This window comes from Streptomyces sp. NPDC046303, from assembly GCF_055588085.1.
Map to the genome: position 1 here is coordinate 191,692 of NZ_JBVJFA010000010.1, position 19,269 is coordinate 210,960.

13 protein-coding genes are annotated in these 19,269 nt (G+C 73.0%); 9 read left to right on the plus strand and 4 right to left on the minus strand.

Annotated features, from left to right (window positions below):
* Positions 1 to 86: 86 nt before the first annotated feature.
* Entirely contained in the window at positions 87 to 2,519 is a 2,433-nt protein-coding gene (locus ACZ6I1_RS13565; RefSeq protein WP_469286613.1) for a polysaccharide lyase 8 family protein, read from the minus strand.
* Between the two features lie 241 nt (positions 2,520 to 2,760).
* Positions 2,761 to 4,017 carry a Gfo/Idh/MocA family protein gene (locus ACZ6I1_RS13570; RefSeq protein ID WP_469286615.1) on the minus strand — a complete coding sequence of 419 codons (1,257 nt, stop codon included), beginning with the start codon at positions 4,015 to 4,017 and terminating at the stop codon, positions 2,761 to 2,763.
* A gap of 468 nt (positions 4,018 to 4,485) precedes the next feature.
* On the opposite strand from ACZ6I1_RS13570, the gene ACZ6I1_RS13575 reads away from it, so the two are divergent.
* From ACZ6I1_RS13575 to ACZ6I1_RS13585, 3 genes are read left to right on the plus strand one after another with little or no spacing between them, the layout of a single operon-like run.
* Positions 4,486 to 5,316, plus strand: a complete 831-nt coding sequence (locus ACZ6I1_RS13575; RefSeq protein WP_469286617.1) for an ABC transporter ATP-binding protein — start codon at positions 4,486 to 4,488, stop codon at positions 5,314 to 5,316.
* 34 nt (positions 5,317 to 5,350) lie between these two features.
* The gene (locus ACZ6I1_RS13580; RefSeq protein WP_469286620.1) at positions 5,351 to 6,361 is read left to right on the plus strand and encodes an ABC transporter substrate-binding protein; all 1,011 of its coding nucleotides are present in this window, start codon (positions 5,351 to 5,353) and stop codon (positions 6,359 to 6,361) included.
* Positions 6,361 to 8,457: an iron ABC transporter permease gene (locus ACZ6I1_RS13585; protein ID WP_469286622.1), complete on the plus strand. Its 2,097-nt coding sequence runs from the start codon at positions 6,361 to 6,363 to the stop codon at positions 8,455 to 8,457. Before ACZ6I1_RS13580 ends, ACZ6I1_RS13585 begins: the two co-directional genes overlap by 1 nt.
* 40 nt (positions 8,458 to 8,497) lie before the next feature.
* Here the strand turns inward: ACZ6I1_RS13585 and ACZ6I1_RS13590 are convergent, their stop codons facing one another.
* Entirely contained in the window at positions 8,498 to 10,060 is a 1,563-nt protein-coding gene (locus ACZ6I1_RS13590; protein WP_469286624.1) for an MFS transporter, read from the minus strand.
* Positions 10,061 to 10,256: 196 nt separating this feature from the next.
* Between ACZ6I1_RS13590 and ACZ6I1_RS13595 the strand changes: the two genes are divergently transcribed.
* The 5 genes from ACZ6I1_RS13595 to ACZ6I1_RS13615 are packed head-to-tail and all read left to right on the plus strand — an operon-like array spanning position 10,257 to position 17,407.
* Positions 10,257 to 12,068 carry an IucA/IucC family protein gene (locus tag ACZ6I1_RS13595; protein ID WP_469286626.1) on the plus strand — a complete coding sequence of 604 codons (1,812 nt, stop codon included), beginning with the start codon at positions 10,257 to 10,259 and terminating at the stop codon, positions 12,066 to 12,068.
* A gap of 11 nt (positions 12,069 to 12,079) precedes the next feature.
* Positions 12,080 to 13,621: a pyridoxal phosphate-dependent decarboxylase family protein gene (locus ACZ6I1_RS13600; RefSeq protein ID WP_469286628.1), complete on the plus strand. Its 1,542-nt coding sequence runs from the start codon at positions 12,080 to 12,082 to the stop codon at positions 13,619 to 13,621.
* Positions 13,618 to 15,453: an IucA/IucC family protein gene (locus tag ACZ6I1_RS13605; protein WP_469286630.1), complete on the plus strand. Its 1,836-nt coding sequence runs from the start codon at positions 13,618 to 13,620 to the stop codon at positions 15,451 to 15,453. Before ACZ6I1_RS13600 ends, ACZ6I1_RS13605 begins: the two co-directional genes overlap by 4 nt.
* Complete coding sequence (locus ACZ6I1_RS13610; RefSeq protein ID WP_469286632.1) at positions 15,450 to 16,058, plus strand: GNAT family N-acetyltransferase; 609 nt, start codon at positions 15,450 to 15,452, stop codon at positions 16,056 to 16,058. The genes ACZ6I1_RS13605 and ACZ6I1_RS13610 overlap by 4 nt, the downstream gene beginning before the upstream one ends.
* Positions 16,055 to 17,407 (plus strand): lysine N(6)-hydroxylase/L-ornithine N(5)-oxygenase family protein, encoded by a 1,353-nt coding sequence (locus tag ACZ6I1_RS13615; protein WP_469286634.1) that lies wholly within the window; start codon positions 16,055 to 16,057, stop codon positions 17,405 to 17,407. Before ACZ6I1_RS13610 ends, ACZ6I1_RS13615 begins: the two co-directional genes overlap by 4 nt.
* Before the next feature lie 65 nt (positions 17,408 to 17,472).
* On the opposite strand, the gene ACZ6I1_RS13620 is transcribed toward ACZ6I1_RS13615, so the two are convergent.
* Positions 17,473 to 17,655 (minus strand): hypothetical protein, encoded by a 183-nt coding sequence (locus ACZ6I1_RS13620; protein ID WP_469286636.1) that lies wholly within the window; start codon positions 17,653 to 17,655, stop codon positions 17,473 to 17,475.
* Positions 17,656 to 18,162: 507 nt separating this feature from the next.
* Here ACZ6I1_RS13620 and ACZ6I1_RS13625 point away from each other — a divergent pair.
* Positions 18,163 to 19,263 (plus strand): carboxylate-amine ligase, encoded by a 1,101-nt coding sequence (locus ACZ6I1_RS13625; protein ID WP_469286737.1) that lies wholly within the window; start codon positions 18,163 to 18,165, stop codon positions 19,261 to 19,263.
* The last annotated feature ends 6 nt before the right edge of the window (positions 19,264 to 19,269 follow it).

A 19,269-nucleotide genomic window follows, 5' to 3' on the forward strand; every position in this document is an offset into this window, starting at 1 on the left:
TCCGGGGGTGAGGGAGAGCGACTCCGTCGGACGCTATATGAAAATGGATCCCATTATCAAGCCAGGGGTCCCCGTCACGGGCCTTCTCAGCCGAGCCGGACGGTGGTCTTCTGGGTGGCTCCCGCCTGGCCGGTGAGGTCCGCGAAGGTGAGGACGAGCGAGGAGCCGGTGGTGGCCGAGGTGACCGTGGCCGGCTTGGAGAGCACGGACGCCACCGGACGGTTCCACCTGACGGTGAGGCCCGTCTGCATGCGCATCGGGTCCGAGACGCAGACGGTGGCCGTGCCGTCGCCGAGCTCCCGTACCAGGACGCAGGCGGGTTTGTCCGCGCTGAGCGGGCCGACCGTCCCGGCGAACCAGAAGTTGACGGCGGTGATGCCGAGCGGGGCGATCCTGACGCCCTGCTGGTCGTTGTCGTTGGCCAGGACCGCCAGCCAGCCGGGATCCGCGGCCCGGGCGGCGGTGGCGGCCGTACCCGCGCCGGGCATCAGGACGTAGGAGCAGGCGGCGCCCGACGGGTCGACGCCGTGGTCGAACCAGAGGGTCACGTACCGGCGGGTGATCGGGTCCGTGGTGCCACCGGTGTTGATGTCGCGCCACGAACCGGTACGGGCCTCGCGCCGCGCCCTGACCGTGGCCCCACCGGGGAACAGGTACCCGCCGTGTCCCGCTATGTGCGCCCAGCCGGCGCCGGCGAACGTGGCCGACCAGCCCAGGGCGGTGGACTGGGCGGCGCCGTTCACCGTGAGGGCCTGCGTACCGGTGGCCCCGAGGTTGCGGTTCTCGACCACGGTCTCGACCGCGGCGCCGTCGGTGCTCCGCACGGCGCCCGCCAGGCAGACGATCGAATCGGCCAGGCAGAACCAGGACTTCTTGGCGTACAGCGTGCTGGACAGGCCGCGGACGAACTGGCCCAGCGAGGCGAACTCCCCGTCCGTGGCCCCGCCGACCCAGTGGACGTCCGGCCTCGGCAGTCCCCAGGCGCCGCCCTCGGCATCGGCGAGCACCTTCCGGGAGACGGTGGTCCCCGGCAGCCGGTACGGGTCCACCGTCGGCCAGAAGGCGTCGGTGTACTGGCCGTTGCCGTACGTGTCCCCCCACCACTGGAGCATCCCGGCCCCGGCGTGCCAGCCGCGCAGGTTCTCCCCGTTGCCCGTCTCGTACAGGCCCATCCGCTTCGAGGCCATGCTGATCGAAGCGGCCCAGCCGGGCCGGCGGTGGACGGCCCGGTCCATGCTCGGGAACAGCCGGTGCCCGGTGGGCTCGGCCAGGGCGGTGACGGCGTTGTCGTCCTGCACGGCCTTCAGCCGGGCCAGCGCCGCGACGCTCAGATCGGTGTCGCCGAGCACGGGGCTGTAGTAGTCCCGCTGCATCCAGCCCTTCACCAGTCCGCGCCAGCGCTGGTTCTCCGCGCTGCTCGCGGCGCTGCCCAGCAGGGCGATCGAGGCGAGCACACCGTGGCCGCGGCCGTGATCGCCGCCCTGGACACCGTACGAGGTGACCCTCGGGTTGCCCCGGCTGGTGGACCGCCCGGACACCGCGTCCATCATCAGGCCGTTGTAGAGGAACGGCGCGTAGGACTTCTCCACCGAGTCCAGGACCAGCTGCCGCTGCGGGTCGGTGACCGCCCATGTCGAGCCGCTGAGCAGGGAGAAGAGACCGGCCAGGCCGCCGAGCAGCACCGCACCGTAGGAGCCGGTGTAGGAGAGGTGGGTGTGCTGGACGAAGGAGCCGTCGGCGTAGAAGCCGTCTCCGGTCCTGACGAGGGGGAACACGGGGGAGAGGGCGTCGCGGGCCAGCGCGATCTTGGCCGCGTTCCTGCCGAGGATGCCGCGCAGGGCCAGCGAGCGGCACAGGTCCACCCGGTTGGCGCCGGTGCTGGTGCCGGTGTAACTGCCCACCGAGGAGTCGGGGACGAACCGGTCGACGGCCGCGAGGTGGTCGGCGAGCCGGCCCGGGCCGAGCCGGTCGTGCAGGAGCACGCTGATGTCCAGCAGGAGCTGGGGGGAGCCGATCTGAAAGTCCCACCAGTTGCCGAACGGGCTCTTCGCCGGGTTGTAGGCCTGCTGGTAGAGGTGGTCGAGACCGGTCGTGATCCGGTCGAGGAGCGCGGCGCTGCCGGTCAGGCCGGTGCCCGGCTGGGAGTAGGCCTGGGCCATGGTGGCCAGCCGGGCGTAACTGCCGGTGATGGAGCTCGAGACGGTCAGCGGGAGGTCCGGCCAGAGCGAGCCGCTGACGGCGGCCATGGTCGAGCGGTGTTCGGCGGCCTGCGAGCCGAGCAGGGCCAGTTTCCCGGCGAAGGGCTCGGCCGCCGGGTCGAATCCGCCGCCCAGCAGCAGCCCGCGCCACGTGAGGCGCAGGGCGTCGTACTCGTCGGACGCGTCGGATGCGTCGTACGCGGCGGATGCGGTGGATGCGGCGGAGGCCTCGTACGCGGCCGGGGTCCCGGTCGACGCGAGGACGCCGGCCGAGGAGATGCCGGCGAGGAGGAAGGAACGGCGGGACCATGGGGTGGACATGGAGCCTCCAGAGGTGGAGCGCGGCCGGCTCGCGGGAGGGCGGGCGGCCGCGCCGTGCGCACGTCTGCGCGCAGCAGGAGGCGACCGCTCGGCGGTGAGGCGGTGACGCGCGGGGGAGCGGGGTGGGAGGGGGCGCCCGCTGACCGGTTTGTAGCACGCGCGCGAAATAGCGTTCAAGAGGTGCGCAAAGATGGGTCGTTCACGCGACTGGGCGATCGTATGGATCGATCGATCTCAACGCTCAGATCCGGATGTCCACGACGGTGCCGTCCCGCCGGGCGCGTTCGGCGGCCAGCACGGTCAGATGGCTGGTGAGGGACTCGTACGGGCCGGACTTCACCAGGCCGGGGTCGCCGGTCGCGACGGCGGAGACGAAGGCGTCCATCAGGCCCGCGTCGCCGCCCCCGTGACCGCCGGCGGCGTCCACCGCTCCTGCGGGGACGAAGTCGATGACTTCCTCCCTGCGGGTCAGGAAGTCGTAGAGCCGCAGCTGCCTGCCGTCGCCCCTCAGCTCGCCGCGCGTCCCGAAGATCCGGGTCTGGCGGTCCGCGTGCTCGGTGAAGGCGGTCATGGTGAAGGTGGCCGTGGCCCCCGAGTCGAACTCCATGGCGACCACCTGGTGGTCGACCACGTCGTTGTCGCAGGCGTACACGCAGCGGCCGTACGGTCCTTCGCGCAGCGCGGTCTCCAGGGCGTGCGGGGTGAACTCGTCGATCACCACGCTCAGAGGCCAGCCGTGCCGGCCTCCGGCGAGCCGGTCGCCGTAGTCGCGGATCGCGGAGTAGGGGCAGGTGTTCTCCACGGAGCAGTCCAGACACCGGTCGGCGGCGCCCGCGGGCCTGGCCTCGCGCCGGAAGTGGGAGAGGCGTCCGAAGCTGGAGACGCGTACGGGCGGCCGGCCGAGCACGTACTGCAGCCAGTCCAGGTCGTGGCAGGACTTCGCCATCAGCATGGTGGTGGCCTCGTCCTCGCGGCGCCAGTTGCCCCGCACGAAGGAGTGGGCCTGGTGCCAGAAGCCGACCGGCTCGAGGTGCTGGACGCTGACGACGTCTCCGATCCGGCCGGAGTCGAGGACGCGTTTCAGGGCCCGCGTATAGGGCGTGTACCGCAGGACGTGGCCGACGGAGAGGATCACCCCGGCCCCCTCGACGGCGGCCACGATGCGCCGGCATTCCTCCTCGGTCAGCGCCATCGGCTTCTCGAGCAGGATGTGGTAGCCGAGTGCGGCGAACGCCAGGACCGGCTCCAGGTGGTCGCGGTCCAGCGTGCACACCAGTACCGCGTCCGCGACGCGGCCGCGGGCGGCCAGCGCCCTCCAGTCCGCCACCGCCGCACCGGCGTCCAGGCCGTGAGCGGACGCGAGCCGGTTGCGCCGGAGCTCGAGCGGCTCGGCCGCCGCGACGACCCGGGCCCGCTCCGGATGGGCGAGGGCCCAGGCGGCGTGCCGGGTTCCGCGGTCCCCGGCACCGACGACGGCAAGAGTGACTCGGGAGGGCATCCGTCCGCTTTCCCTGCGTAGAGGAGGTCTGGGGCGCGAGGCCGGCGCCGCGTCAGGCAATGTCTGCCCCGTCGCGACGCCCGGCACGCACTCTCGCCGCACCGGCCGAAAGCCAAGTACTCCAGTACGCAGGCTTCCGGCCGGCGCACCGAGAGCACGCACCGGACGCCGCTCCTTGACGGGCAAACATGGCCCGACGCGGCACTGGCGAGCGCGGATCGCCGGGCACAAGACGCCTAGGCCCCCGGCCCCACGGCACCCTTCCGCTGACCCGCCGGACCCGCTCCAGCAGTTGACGGATCATCAGGTCCGGCTTCACAAGGGGGAGCGTATGTGAAACGGGGGGCGCGCGGTGGTGTGAACCATCTCGACCTGATCACAAGGCGCACGAACCCTGGACGATGCTTTAGGTGTGCCTTACCTAAGTTGTAGGGTGACGCCGACAAGCCGGCGATGGGGAGGCAACTGGTGTCCTTAGGTGACGTCCGTCTGGTGGCGGACGCTCTCGACGTCGGGCATGCGGGTCGCCCGGTGCTGAAACAGGTGGATCTGTCGCTGCGGGCCGGCGCGATCACCGTATTGGTCGGTCCCAACGGCTGTGGCAAGTCCACCCTGTTGCGGACCGTGGCAGGTCTCCTCCCGCCCCTCGGCGGTGAGGTGCGCATCGACGGCGTGCCGCTCCGTTCGCTGGCCCGTCGTGCGCTGTCCCAGCGTCTGGCGTTCCTTCCCCAGACCTCGCACGCCCCCGCCGGGGTGACGGTACGCGAGCTCGTACGGCACGGCCGGTACGCCCATCGGGGCGCGCTCGCCCGGCACACCGGTGAGGACACCGAATCCATCGAGTGGGCCCTCGAGGTCACCGACGCGGCTCCGCTGGTGGACCGCCGCCTCGACGAGCTGTCCGGCGGCGAACGCCAACGGGCCTGGCTGGCCATGGTCCTGGCACAGCGGGCCGGTGTCCTGCTGCTGGACGAGCCCACCACCTACCTCGACATGCGCCACCAGTTCGAGGTCCTCGACGTCGTGCGCCGGCTGGCCCGCGAGCACGGCATCGCCTGCGGCGTGGTGCTGCACGACCTGATGCAGGCGGCCGCGTACGCCGATGAGGTGGTCGTCGTGGCCGACGGCGCCGTCGCGGCCTCCGGGGCACCCGACGAGGTGCTGTCCCCGGACGTCATCCACGACGCCTTCGGCCTGCAGGTCACCGTCGTACGCGATCCGCTCAGCGGATACCTCGCCTGTTTCCCCCGGCGCTCGGACGAGGCCGCCGCGGCCGCCGAGTCCTCCGCCACTTCCTGAACCGGAACCACCCCGCACACAAGGAGAGTTCGCCATGCAGAGGATTCTGCGCGCCCTCGCGACGACCGGTACCGCCGCGGCCCTCGCCCTGTCCGTCGTAGGCTGCGGTTCCGGAACCGCCGGGGACGCGGCGGGCGGCAAGCCCGCCGCCGACAAGCCGGCCGCGGACAAGGGCGCGACCGGCAAGATCACCGTGGACACCGCACAGGGGCAGATCACCCTGGACAAGCCCGCGGTCAAGGTGGTGACGCTGGAGTGGACGTACACCGAGGAACTGGTCGCGCTCGGCGTCACCCCGGTGGGCAACGCCGACAACAAGGGGTACGGCACCTGGATCACCGCGAAGGGCGCCGCTCTCGCGGAAGGCACCACGGACGTCGGCAGCCGCAACGAGCCGAGCCTGGAGAAGATCCGCGCCCTGCAGCCCGACCTCATCGTGATCGACGACGACCGGTCGAAGGCCAACCTCAAGGCGCTTCAGGGCATCGCCCCCGTCGTGTCGTTCAAGTACACCACCAAGCCCCAACTCGAGACGATGAAGAAGAACTTCACCGAGCTCGCGAAGGCGGTCGGCAAGCAGGACAAGGCGATCGAGGTCAACCGGCAGATCGACACCAGGGCCGCCGACCTCAAGGGGCGCCTCGACAAAGCGGGCAAGAGCGGCCTGAAGTACGCCGTCGCACAGGGCTTCACCGCCAACGGCACCGCGTCGGTACGGATGCTGACCGACGACGCCATCGCCCCCCAGGTGCTGAACCTCGCGGGGCTGAAGAACGGCTGGAAGGGCGAACCCGACGCCTGGGGCATGACCACGGTCGGCGTCGAGGGCCTGACCAAGACCGAGCCGGACGCGACCTTCCTCTACGTCGCCAGCGCGAAGGACAACCCGTTCACCGGCGACCTCGCCTCCAACGCGGTGTGGAAGGGGCTGGAGTTCGTGAAGAACGACCGGGTCGTCCCGCTCGACCCCGGCACCTGGCTCTTCGGCGGCCCGCTGTCGGCGCTGCACATCCTCGACGAGACCGGCAAGGCCCTGAAGGTCTGATGACGCTCTCCGCCCTCCTGCCCGCCCGGCAGTCCGGCCGTTTACCCGGCCGGCTGTCCGGCGACCGCCGACGAGCCCTGCTCGTGGGCGGCGCCCTCGCCCTCACCCTGTGCCTGGTCACCGTGGTCCACCTCGGCCTCGGCGCCTCCGGCGTGGACATCGGCGACTTCGCGGCGATGCTCGCCGGACACGGGGATCCGCACACCCGGGACGTCCTGGTCGGCAGCCGGCTGCCGCGCACCCTGACCGGCCTGGTCGTCGGCGTCGCCCTCGGTGTCTCCGGCGTCCTCGTCCAGGGCGCCACCCGCAACCCGCTGGCCGCCCCCGACACCCTGGGCGTCAACGCCGGCGCCTACTTCGCCGTGGTGCTGGTGGCGTTCACCGGCGTGAGCCTGGGGCCGCTGCCCGCCGGGGGCGCGGCCTTCCTCGGCGGCGTGCTCGCCATCGCCCTCGTCTACCTGCTCAGCAGCAGGGGCGTCCTCACCCCCGGCCGGGTCCTGCTCGCCGGGGCGACCGTCGCCCTCGCGGGCACCGCGGCCGCCGAGTTCCTGCAGATGCTCGACCTCCAGGCCACCCGGGGACTGTTCTTCTGGGGCAACGGCACCCTGATGCAGTCCGGGCTGGAACGCCCCCTCACGCTCGGTGCGGTCGTCGCGCTCGGCGCGCTGGCCGCGCCGCTGCTGGCGCGGCCGCTGGACCTGCTGGCCCTCGGAGACGAGACGGCCGAGGCGATGGGCGTCCGCGTGGAGCGGATCCGTCCCGCCGCCTTCCTGATCGCCGTCCTGCTGTCCGCCGCGGCGGTGTCGCTGGCCGGCCCGATCGGCTTCGTCGGGCTCATCGCACCCGTCATGGTCCGGCAGTTGGGCATCCGCAAGCATGCGCTGCTCATCCCGATGGCGGCCGTGCTGGCCGCCACCGTGCTGCTGGCGGCCGACGCCGCCGCGCAGCTGGCCGTGCCGCCCTCCGCCGTGTACACCTCCGAGATCCCGGTCGGCGTGGTGACCGCGCTGATCGGCGGCCCGGTCTTCATGCTGCTCGCCCGCCGGGTGAGCACGGGCGACGCCGACACGGGTGCGGCGGTCGCGGTCTCGGACGGCCGCCGGACCCCCGCGTACACCCTCGCCATCGGCGGCGGGCTCCTCGCACTGGCCGTCGCCATGGTGCTCTCCCTGCGGGTCGGCGACGTGCACATCGGCTGGAGCCAGCTGGGTGCGGCGCTCTTCGGGTCGGCCGAGCAGATCACCGAGGCGGTGGTGTCGTACCGGCTGCCGCGGATCCTCGTGGCCGCCCTGGCCGGGGCCTGCCTGGCCGTGGCGGGCGCCGCCGTGCAGGCGGTCGTCCGCAACCCCCTCGCGGAACCGGGGCTGGTCGGCGTGACCGGCGGGGCCTCCCTCGGCGCCGTCTTCGTCATCCTCCTCGTGCCCTCGGCGCCGCTCGCCGCGCTCCCGGCCGCCGCGGGCATCGGAGGCGTGCTGATGCTCGCCCTCGTGGTCTTCGTGGCCCGGGGGAGCAAGGAGGGCGGTCGTACCGGGCTGGATCCGACCCGGGTGGTGCTGGTCGGCCTCGGCGCGGCCGCCACCTCCATGGCCCTGGTCAACATCATGGTGGTCGGCGCGCAGATGAACATCTCGGCCGCACTGGGCTGGCTGTCCGGCAGTACCTACGCCCGGGACCTCACCGCACTGGGCTGGCTCGTGCTGCCCGCACTGGTCGCGACGGGGCTGGTGATCGCGGCGCGTCCGGTGAACCTGCTCGCCCTGGGCGACGAACTTCCGCGCGCGCTCGGCCTGGACCTGGGCCGGGCCCGGCTGCTCGTCCTGGGCGCGGGCGCGGTGCTGGCGTCCGGTACGGCCGCGGCGGTGGGAGCGGTGGGTTTCGTCGGACTGGTCGCCCCGCACCTGGCCCGGCGCATCGTCGGCAACGGCACGGCGCGGATGGTGCCCATGGCCGCGGTGCTGGGTGCGGTGCTGGTGGTCGCCTCGGACGCGCTGGGCCGCTGGCTGCTCGCCCCGACCGAGATCCCGGTGGGCATCGTGACCGCCCTGGTCGGTGCCCCGTACCTGGTGTGGCTGCTGCGCCGGACCCAGGAGGTCTGATGCGGGACGTCCGGTCGGGACGTCTGCTCGGGACATCTTGTCAGGAGGTCCGGTTCAAAGAGGTCTGCGCGACCGACGATCGGCGGCGGCGCTTCGCGGCGGCGCCGCCGGCGGTCTGCGCCTCGGCCCTCAGCGTGCGGGCGGCGAACACGCCCAGCAGGCAGACGAGGGCCGAGGCCAGGCAGACGGCGCTGAAGGCCCCCGAGAAGGCCGACCGGGCGAGGGGCCGCAGCGCCGGCTCGAGGAGCTCGAGCCGCCCGGTCTCCACGGCCGTCCGCGTCGCCGCGAGGCCCTCCGGGCCGGACTCCAGGCCCTTCCCCAGCCCCTTGCCCAGCCCCGTCTCCATCCGGGCGGAGAACAGCGCCCCGAAGACGGCGACGCCCGCCGCGGTGCCGAGCGGGTAGCAGGAGTTCGTCAGCCCCGACGCCATCCCGGCCCGGTCGGCGGGCACCGCCCCCACCGCCACGCCCATCAACGGGGGGAAGATGACGGCGCCACCCGCTCCGAGGAGCACGAGCCCGGCGACCGTGGCGGCTTGCCCGGCGTCCGCCCCCGCGGCCGCGGCGAGCGCGAGGAGGCCCAGCCCCTGGAGGGCGAAGCCCGCGGCGACCAGGACGTCAGGGGTGAAGAGCCGCTGCAGCCGCGCGACGAACAGGCCGGCCACCAGCAGGCTGCCCGTCAGCGGCAGCAGGTACAGGCCGACGTCGAGCGCCGACAACCCGTGGGTGCTCTGCAGCCACAGCGTGGTGAAGGCGAGGACGCCCAGGCTCGACATCCGGGCCAAGAACCCCAGGACGGCGGCTCCGGAGAAGGTGCGGATCCGCAGCAGAGCCATGTCGATCAGACCGCCGCCGCGCCGCTGGCTGACCACCAGGGCCACCGCGAACAGGATGCCGAGCACGGCGGAGCCCAGTACCTCCGGCGCTGTCCAGCCGGCCTCCGGGCCGGTGACCAGCGGATAGTGCAGGGCCAGCAGGGTGGCCACGCCGAGTGCCGCGCCCAGCGGATCGATGCGGCGGCGGCCTTCGGCCGGCGCGGCGGATTCCGGCATACGGGCCAGGGCGCCGGCCACGACCAGTACGCCGATCGGCACGTTGACGAGGAAGATCCAGCGCCAGCCGAGTCCCTGGACGAAGACGCCGCCGACCACCGGCCCCAGCGCCCCGGCGGCGGAGGCGATGGCCGCGAAGGCGGCGATCGCCGCCTGACGGCGGGCGCCCTCGTACGCGGCGGCCAGCAGGGCGAGCGTCGGCGCGAACACCATGGCGCCACCCAGCCCCTGGGCCGCACGGGCCGCGATCAGGGTGCCGGCGTCGGGGGCCAGTCCGCAGCCGGCGGATGCCAGGGTGAACAGCGCCATCCCGGCGGTGAACACCGTCCGCCGCCCCACTCGGTCGGAGAGCGCCCCCGCGGTCAGGAGCAGGGCGCCGAAGGCCAGCGAGTACGCGGACACCGTCCACTGCACCCGGCTGAGCCCGGCGTCCAGGTCCCGGGCGATGTCCGAGAGGGCGACATTGACCACGGTCACGTCCAGGGTCATCACCACGCCACCGGCGCTGACCAGGGCGAAGGTCCATCGGGGAGTGCGACGGCAGGAGGGCACCGCTGATCACCTCGAAGAAGAATCCCGGAAGAATAACGGTTTGGTTAGCCTAACCTAAGAGAACTCTTGATGGTGTGTCACATCGACGCTATGGCCGGAAGGTGGCCTTGCCGCTTAGGTGAGCCTTACCTAATCTGACCTGTGCCTGAGCCGCTCTTGCCCAGGTGAGCCGATCCAGAGACCACGGAGCCGTTTGATGTCCATCCCCCCCGACCATCCCGTCCCCACCCTCCCCGAAGTGGCCCCTGCGGCCTGGCGCGAGGCCAACCGCCGGCTTCTCGCCAAGGCGTTGGGCGAGTGGTGCTTCGAGGACATGCTCAAGGCGGCGGAAACCGGCCAAGGCGGCTACCGCGTCGACCTCGACAGCGGTACCACCTACGCCTTCGACGCCGAACCCGGCGCCTTCGGATGGCTGCGGGTCGACCCGCGGTCCATCACCCGCACCGCCACCAGCATGCTCGGCAACTCGGTGGCCGAACCCGCCTGGGACGCCCAGCAGTTCCTCCTCGAAGCGGCCACGACCTTAGGCAGCGACGCGTCGACGATCGCCACCTACTTCACCGAGCTGTCCGCCACCGTCGCCGTCGACGCGGCACGCATCACGCACGGCGGCGAGACGGTGGCCGAGCTGCGCGCCCTCGGCCACACGGAGCTGGAATGCCGGATGACGGGGCACAACCTCCTCGTCGCCAACAAGGGCCGCATCGGCTTCTCGGCCACCGACGTACGGCACTACGCCCCCGAGTCGGCCCAGTCGCTCCGGCTCCAGTGGGTGGCCGTGCACCGCGGCCTCGCCGAATTCCGCGGCACCTCGGAACTGTCCGAACAGAACCTCCTGGCACGCGAGTTGGACGAGTCCACCCGCAACCGCTTCACCCAGGTACTGGAAGCGGCCGGAGTCGACCCGCAGGGCTACGTGTGGATGCCCGTGCACCCCTGGCAGTGGGACCACGCCGTACAGACCCTGCACGCCGCCGACGTGGCGCAGCGCCGCATCATCCCGCTGGGCGACAGCCCGGACGCGTACCTGCCCGGGCAGTCCATCCGCACGATGGCCAATGTCACCGTCCCCGACCGCTACGACGTCAAACTCCCCCTGAAGATCCTCAACACCCTCGTCTGGAGGGGCATACCGCCGCACTGCACCATGGGCGCGCCCGTCGTCACCCAATGGCTGCGCGGACTGGTGGAGCGCGACGCCTTCCTGACCGACGAGTGCCGCACCGTGTTCCTCGGCGAGGTCGCCTCCGTCACCGTCCGCCACCCCTACCTCTCCAAGCTGGAGGACGCGCCCTACCAGCACCTGGAAACCCTGGGCTGCATCTGGCGGGACTCCGTCACCGCCCGCAAGGACCCCGGCGAGCGGGTGCGCACCTTCGCCTCGCTGCTCCACGTCGACCACACCGGCACCGCGTTCGCGGCCGAACTCGTCCGCGCCTCCGGCCTCGAGCCCCAGGAATGGCTGCGGCGGCTCTTCGACACGCTGCTCGTCCCGATCCTGCACGTGCTGTACCGGTACGGGGTCACCTTCAACCCGCACGGCCAGAACACCCTGATCGGCTACGACGAGAACGACGTACCGGCCCGCCTGTACCTCAAGGACTTCGTCGACGACGTGTGCGTGTCCTTCACGGACGTGCCCGAGCGCGGGCCGGAGCCCGACGGCCACGACCACGTCCTGCCCCGCAAGCACCCCTCGATCATCAAGCAGCACGTCATGGACCAGGTCTTCGTCGGCCACTTCCGCTACCTCGCCCCGCTGTGCGCGCAGCAGCTCGGCGTCCCGGAGGAGACGTTCTGGCGCATGGTCCGCCAGACCATCCTCGACTTCCAGCGCCGCTTCCCCGAACTGTCCGAACGGTTCGCCGAGTACGACCTGCTCACCCCCCAGATCCCCCGCTACGGCCTGAACCGCGACCGGATCGTCGTCACCCGGTACGGCGACCGCGCCCTGCGGCACGCGCTGTATCCGAACGGCACTCACCCCAACCCGCTGGCAGAAGCCTGAGGAGGCAGGGCGTGACACCACTCACCGAGGCACCGCTCACCGAATTGCCGCTCCTCCCGCCGAACGCGCTGGCCGGGTCCCCCGAGGGACTCACCGAGGTCTCCGCCGCCGTGGGCGAGGCCATCGACGCCGCCCTGAACGCCCGCCGCCCGGCGGGACCCTTACCGGCGGGCGCCCCCTCCACCGTCCTCGCGTCGGCCGCCCAGGCCCTGGGACCGGCCCGGCTCCCCGTCGAGGGGCTCGGCGCCAAGGCCGCGCTCCAGCTGCTCGCCACCCTGCTGATCGAACACGGCATCGACCTGTCCCACCCCCGGGCCGCCGCCCACCTCCAGCCCCCGCCCCTGGCCGTCGCCGTCGCCGCGGACACCCTGGCGAGCGTGACCAACGCCTCGCTGGACACCTACGACTCCGGCCCCGCGGCCATGGCCGTCGAACGCTGGCTCATCGGCGTACTGACCCGCCTGGCCGGACTGGGAGAGCGCGCCGACGGCGTCCTGACCCCCGGCGGCTCGCTGTCCAACCTGCTCGGCCTGCTGCTCGCCCGGGACGCCGCGGCCCTGCGACGCGGGGTGGACGCCCGCCAGGACGGGGTGGCCGCCCTGCCCGGACCGGTCGTGTTCTGCTCGGAACTCGCCCACTTCTCGGTGCAACGGGCCTGCGCCGCCCTCGGACTGGGCGAGTCGGCCGTCCACCTCCTGCCCACCGACGAGCGGTGGCGGATGCGGCCGGAGGCCCTGACCGCCGCCCTGGACGGCCTCGGCCCCGGGCGGACCCCGCTCGCCGTCGTCGCCACCGCCGGAACCACCGACTTCGGCTCCATCGACCCGCTCCCGCAGATCGCCGAGATCGCAGCCGGGCACGGCATCTGGATGCACGTGGACGCCGCGTACGGCTTCGGCGCCCTGTTCTCCGAGCAGCTCGCCGGCCGGCTCGCCGGGCTGGAACTGGCCGACTCCATCACCCTCGACCTGCACAAGATCGGCTGGCAGCCCGCCGCCACCAGTGTGCTCCTGGTGTCCGACACCACCGCCTTCACCGCGCTCGACCGGGAGGTCGCCTACCTCAACCCGGCCGACGACTCCGAAGCCGGCTACGACGGCCTGCTCGGCCGCAGCCTGCAGACCACCCGCCGCCCCGACGCCGTGAAGGCCGCCGCCACCCTGCTGACGTACGGCCACACCGGAATGGGCCGGATGGTCGACACCTGCCACCGCCTGGCCCGGTACGCCGAGCGCCGCATCCTCGCCGAACCGGAACTCGAACTCGTCTCCCCGGCCGCACTGACCACCGTGGTCTTCCGCTACCGCGGCGCCGACCCGGGCACCGCCGACCGCCTCAACGGCGCCCTGCGCAGGCAGCTCCTGGAGTCGGGCACCGCACTCATCGGACGTACGGAGGTCCGCACCGCCGGAGCCGGCTCCCCCGCACGGGTGTGCCTGAAGTTCACCCTGCTCAACCCGACGGCCACACCGGAAGACATCGACGGCCTCGTGGACCTCGTCCTCGACGCCGGCCGCACCTGTGAACGACTCGTAGAGGAGAGCGCCGCATGAGCACCACCGCCGCCGCTTCCGCCCCCACGCCCGCACCCAGGCCCGCCCCCGGCCCCGCCGCGGGCCGTCCGGCCGCCGGCGACGACGCCCTGCACGCACCGGACGCCCGCAGCGCCGCCGAACACGCCCACATCGAGGCGCTGTTGCGCTGCTGGCTGCTCGAGACCGGCACCCCCGTCGCGCCCGGCCCGCTGCGGATCGAACTCCCCACCGCCGGCCTGGCCCTGGTCACCGAGGTGACCCACCGCTCGCCGACCGGCCTGCACCGGTTCGCCCCCGCCCGCCTGGAGGGGCCCGGCGGCCCGCTCGGCGCGAGCGCCGACCCCGTGACCGCCGTCGCTCTGCTCGCCACCGAGGCCGCCGTGCGCGGCGGCAGCCGCCCCGGCGGCGTTCCGGCGGGCGAGGTGGCCGACCTGGTGGAACGCACCGCCGAGTCCGTACGCCGCGTCGCCACCTTCATCGCCGACCGCCGGACCCGCCCGCAGCCACCGCCCGAGGTGGACGGCTTCCTCGACGCCGAACAAGCTCTGATCCTCGGCCACTTGAACCACCCCGCGCCCAAGAGCCGCGACGGCATCTCGGAGAACGACGCGGCCGCCTTCTCACCCGAACTGCGCGGCTCCTTCCGGCTGCACTGGTTCGCCGCCGACGAGTCGGTGGTCTCGCACGACGCCGTGGACAAGGCCCCGTCCCTCGCCGGACAGGACACCGTCGCCCTGCTCGCCGAACTCGCCGGACGCCGGCTGCACGACGGCCGCGTCCTCGTCCCCGCACACCCCTGGCAGGCCCGCGACCTGCTGCACCGCCCGCGCATCGCCGCCCTGATCGACTCCGGCGCACTCGAACCGCTCGGCGAGCTCGGCCCCGAGTGGTGGCCGACCTCCAGCGTGCGCACCGTGTACCGGCCGGACGCCGACGTCATGCTGAAACTCTCGCTCGGCCTGCGGCTGACCAACTCCCGCCGCGAGTCCACCCGTACGGAACTGCGCCGCGGCCTGGAGATCAACCGGCTCCTCGACGCCGGGTACGCGGACACCACCTTCCGGGCCCACCCCGGCTTCGCCATCACCCGCGATCCCGCCTGGCTCGCGGTGGACGAGCCCGGGCGTCCCCAAGGCCCGGAGGTCACCGGCCTCGACGTCGCCGTACGCGAAGTGCCTCCCGGCATCGCCGACCTGCGCTGCCTGGTGGGTCTGGTGGCCCCCCGCCCCGGCCTCGGCCGCAGCGCGCTCGGCGACCTCGTGGCGGGCCTCGGCGCCGGAGCCGCCGAGCAGTGGACGGCCGACTACACCGACAAGGTGCTGGTCCCGATGCTGCACCTGTACGCCGCCACCGGCATCGGCCTCGAAGCCCACCAGCAGAACACCCTGGTCCGGCTGGACGAGCGGGGCCGGGTCACCGGCGGGACCTTCCGCGACAACCAGGGCTACTACCTGGCCTCCTCGTACCTCCCCGGCCTGCTGGGGCGGCTCGGCTCCGGCTCCTCCACGCTGGCCGTGGTCGACGACGCCCTCGTCGACGACCGGCTCTCGTACTACCTGCTGCGCAACCAGGCCCTGTCGGTGGTCGGCCGGCTCGCCGTCGACGGCCTCGCGGACGAGCGCGACCTGCTCGCCGTACTCGCGGCCCGGCTGCGCGCCGCCCTGCCCGCCCTCGCCGCGGCCGGCCCCGACGGCGACCGGCTCGCCCGCCGCTGGCTCGAGGCGGACACCCTGCCCTGCAAGGGCAACCTGCTCACCCGGCTGCACGGGATCGACGAGGTCCTCGCCCCCCTCGACGCCCAGTCCGTCTACCTCGACGCCCCCAACCCCCTCCAGGAGGCCGCCGCATGAGCCCGGCGCAGCCGCTGCGCGACGACGCGTCCCAGCGCGCCGCCACCACCGTCCCGGGCCCCCCGCTGCCCCGGCTGAGCGGTCCCTGGTCGGCGCGCGTCGCCCGGGCCGAAGGGCCCGACCTGGACCTCGTGCACGGGTGGATGCAGTCTCCGCACATCGATGCCTTCTGGCACCAGGCATGGCCCCGGGAGCGCTGGGCCGAGGAGATCGCGGGACACCTCGCCGGGGACGCCGTCCTGCCCGCCCTGATCGGCCTCGACGGCAGGCCGTTCGCGTACATCGAGGTCTACCGGGTGATGCGCGACCGCCTCGCCGGTCACTACCCGCACCTGCCCCGCGACCTCGGCCTGCACATCGCCATCGGCGAAGAGGGCCGCACCGGCAAGGGCCTGGGCCGGACCCTGCTGCGCGCCCTCGCCGAGGGCCTGCTGGCCGCCGACCCCCTGTGCACCCGGGTGGCCGCCGAGCCGGACGTCAAGAACGCGGCCTCCCTCAGGGCGTTCGCCGCCGCCGGATTCCAGCCGGCCGGCGAGGTCGTCTTCCCGGACAAGACCGCCGCCCTGCTCATCCACCCGCGCCGCGAGGAGGACCTGCCCCGATGAACGAACCCGTCAGCGAACCCGTCGGCGAACCCGTCGGCGAATCCGTCGGCGAACACGACGTGGTGGCCGTCGGCTGCGGCCCCTTCAACCTCGGACTGGCCGCCCTCGCCTCCACCGTGGACGGCCTCGACCTCGTCGTACTGGAGGAGCAGCCCGAGTTCACCTGGCACCGCGGGATGATGTTCGGCAACGCTTCCATGCAGGTGAACTTCCTCGCCGACCTCGTCACCCTCGTCGCGCCCGGCCATCCGCTGTCGTTCCTCACCTACCTCCACGACATGGACCGGCTGTACACCTTCACCGTGCGCGAGAACTTCTTCCCCTCCCGCCGCGAGTACGAGGAATACCTGCGCTGGGCCGCGGCGAAGCTCCCCTCGGTGCACTTCTCGCACCGTGTCGAGGAGGTCCACTGGGACGCGGCGCACGAACGCTTCACCGTGCACGCCGTACGCGGCGACGGCACACCGCTGCGGATGCACGCCCGCAACCTCGTCCTGGGCATCGGCACGGCCCCGTACCTCCCCGACGCCCTCGCCGCGCTGCCCCCCTCGCGGCTGCTGCACACCGCCGACTACCTCTACCGGTCCTCCGACGTGGACGCCGCCGGGAAGGTCACCGTGATCGGCTCGGGCCAGTCCGGGGCCGAGGTGACGGCCGACCTGCTCGGCCGCAACCTCGAGGGCGGGCCCGCGGTGAGCTGGCTGACCCGCACCGCGTCGTTCGCCCCGCTCGACTACACCAAGATGGTGCTGGAGATGACCACTCCGGCGTACATGCAGTACTTCCACTCCCTGCCCGAGGAGGTGCGCGACCGGCTGACCCGCGAGCAGTGGCAGTTCTACAAGGGGATCTCCACCGACACCCTCGAGGAGATCCACGAACTGCTCTACCGCCGCCAGCTGGAACACGGACTGGCCGAGGCGGAACTGCGGTTCGGCGTCACGGTGGAGTCCGCGGCCACGGACGCCACGGGGCGGGCGGTGCTGACCTGCCGGCACCGGGACACCGGCCAGAGCTTCGAGCACACCACCGACCTGGTGGTGGCCGCGACGGGCTACCGCAACCGCCCGCCGGCCTTCCTGAAACCGATCGAGGACCTGCTGCTGCGGGACGGCGCGGGCCGTCACCGGGTACGCCTGGACCACTCGGTCGAACTCGCGGAAGGGATCACCGGCCGGGTCTTCGTCGCCAACGCCGAAACCCACAGCCACGGCGTCTCCTCACCGAACCTGGACATCGGCGCGGTGCGCAACGCCGCGATCCTCAACGCGATCACCGGCCGGGAGGTTTACCGCCTGCCCAAACGAAGCGCCTTCACCAGCTTCGGAGCCCCGCGCCGCGCCTCGTGACACCTCGCCCCGCAGGCCGCTCCGCCCCGCAGGCCGCCCCGGCCTGCGGGGCGCTCCGCTCCTCCTCAGCCGATCGGCTGCCTGGTCTCCGTGCGGACCTGGACGGTGGTCTCGGCGATCTTGGCCAGGTCCACGGAGCGGGGGTCCTGGAGCGCGGTCTCCGGGGTGACGACGCCGACCGACGCGCCCGTGTTCTCGTCCGCCCAGGCGCACATCGGCAGGGTGGTCTTCGCGCCCTCCTGCGCCATGGTCAGCACCTGGCAGGAGACGGTCACCCCGGAGGCGGCCGTGATGCGAGGGCGGCGATTCCCTTCCGGGACTCGGCGGCGTACGGGCGGCCACCGGCTCCAGGTTGCGGATCTTCGGGTCGCAGGTGCCCTCGAGGGCTGCCGCGCCCTCCGTCTGCGACAGGTCCTGGGCCGGCTCGTACTCGCCGTTCAGCAGGGTCTGCGGCACGGTGAGCCGGTACGCGGCCTCGGGGAAGCCGGACCCGCTCGCCAGGGCCCCGGCCCCGGCCCCGGCGATCCGGCTCACCGCGAAGGCGAGGATCGCAACCGGGTGTGACCGGCCCGCTCTCCACGGCGACGACCTCGGTGACCTGCCCGGAGCGCCCTTCGGCCGCGCATGGAGGACACTGTAGGGGGCAGACGCCTGCCACGACGGCGGCCGGGCGACAACGGCGCGGGAGCCTGAATCGGGTGGGGGTGCCGTCCGGTCGCACCCTCTGACGACGGAGGCGGGTTGCCGTGCTCACCATGGGAGTCGAGGAAGAGTTCTTCCTCGTGGACGCCCGCACGCGGGCGCCGGTACCCCGGGCGCCGAAGGTCCTCGGGTCACTGACTCCTGTGCTCGGTGACCAGGCCCAGGCCGAGTTCTACACCTGCCAGCTCGAGGTCTGCACCCAGCCCGTCCGCACCGGCACGGAGCTGCGCGAACAGCTGGCCGCCCTGCGGGCCACCGCGGGCCGGGCCGCACGGGACGCGGGATGCCTGCTGGTGGGTACGGGCACGGCCGTGGTCCCTCCGGACGATCCCGTCCCGGTGACCGAGGGCCCGCGCTACCGGCGCATGGCCGGCGTCTACAGCGAGGTGGTCGACGGCAGGCTGGGGGCGGTGTGCGGCTGTCACGTACACATCGGCACCCTCGACCACACCGGGGCCCTGGACCTGGCCAACCGCGTACGGCCCTACCTCCCGGCGCTCCAGGCGCTCGCGGTGAACTCCCCGTTCGCCGGCGGGCTGGAGAGCGGCTTCGCCGACTGGCGCGCAGTGGAGTTCGGACGCTGGCCCACCGCAGGCCCCCCGCCGCTGCTGACTCCGGCCGGCTACGAGTCCACCGCGGACGCCCTGGTCAGCTCGGGCGTCATCCTCGACCGCGGGATGATCTACTGGTTCGCCCGCCCGTCCGAGCACGTCCCCACCCTCGAGATCCGCATCGCCGACGTCAGCGCCGACCTCGACACCACCGTGCTGCTGGCCCTGCTGATCAGGGGCCTGTGCACCACCTTGGCGGCCGAGGCCGAGGAGCACGGCGGCCCCCCGCCCGACGTCCCGTCCCGGCGGCTGCGGGCGGCCCACCGTTTCGCCGCCCGCTACGGCCACCACGGCGAGGGGATCGACCCGCTGACCGGCGACACGGTGCCCGCCCACACCCTGACCGCCGCGCTGCTGCGCCGCGCCGAGCCCGGGCTGGACGCGACGGGCGACCTCGCCGAGGCCGAGCGGCTCTTCGCCGAGCTGTGCCGGCGGGGCACCGGCGCGGAACGCCAGCGCGAGGTGTTCCGGCGCAGGGGCAGCCTGCGCGCGGTGGTGGACCACCTGGCGGCCACCACCACGCAGGACCTGGGCTGTACCTAGTAGCGG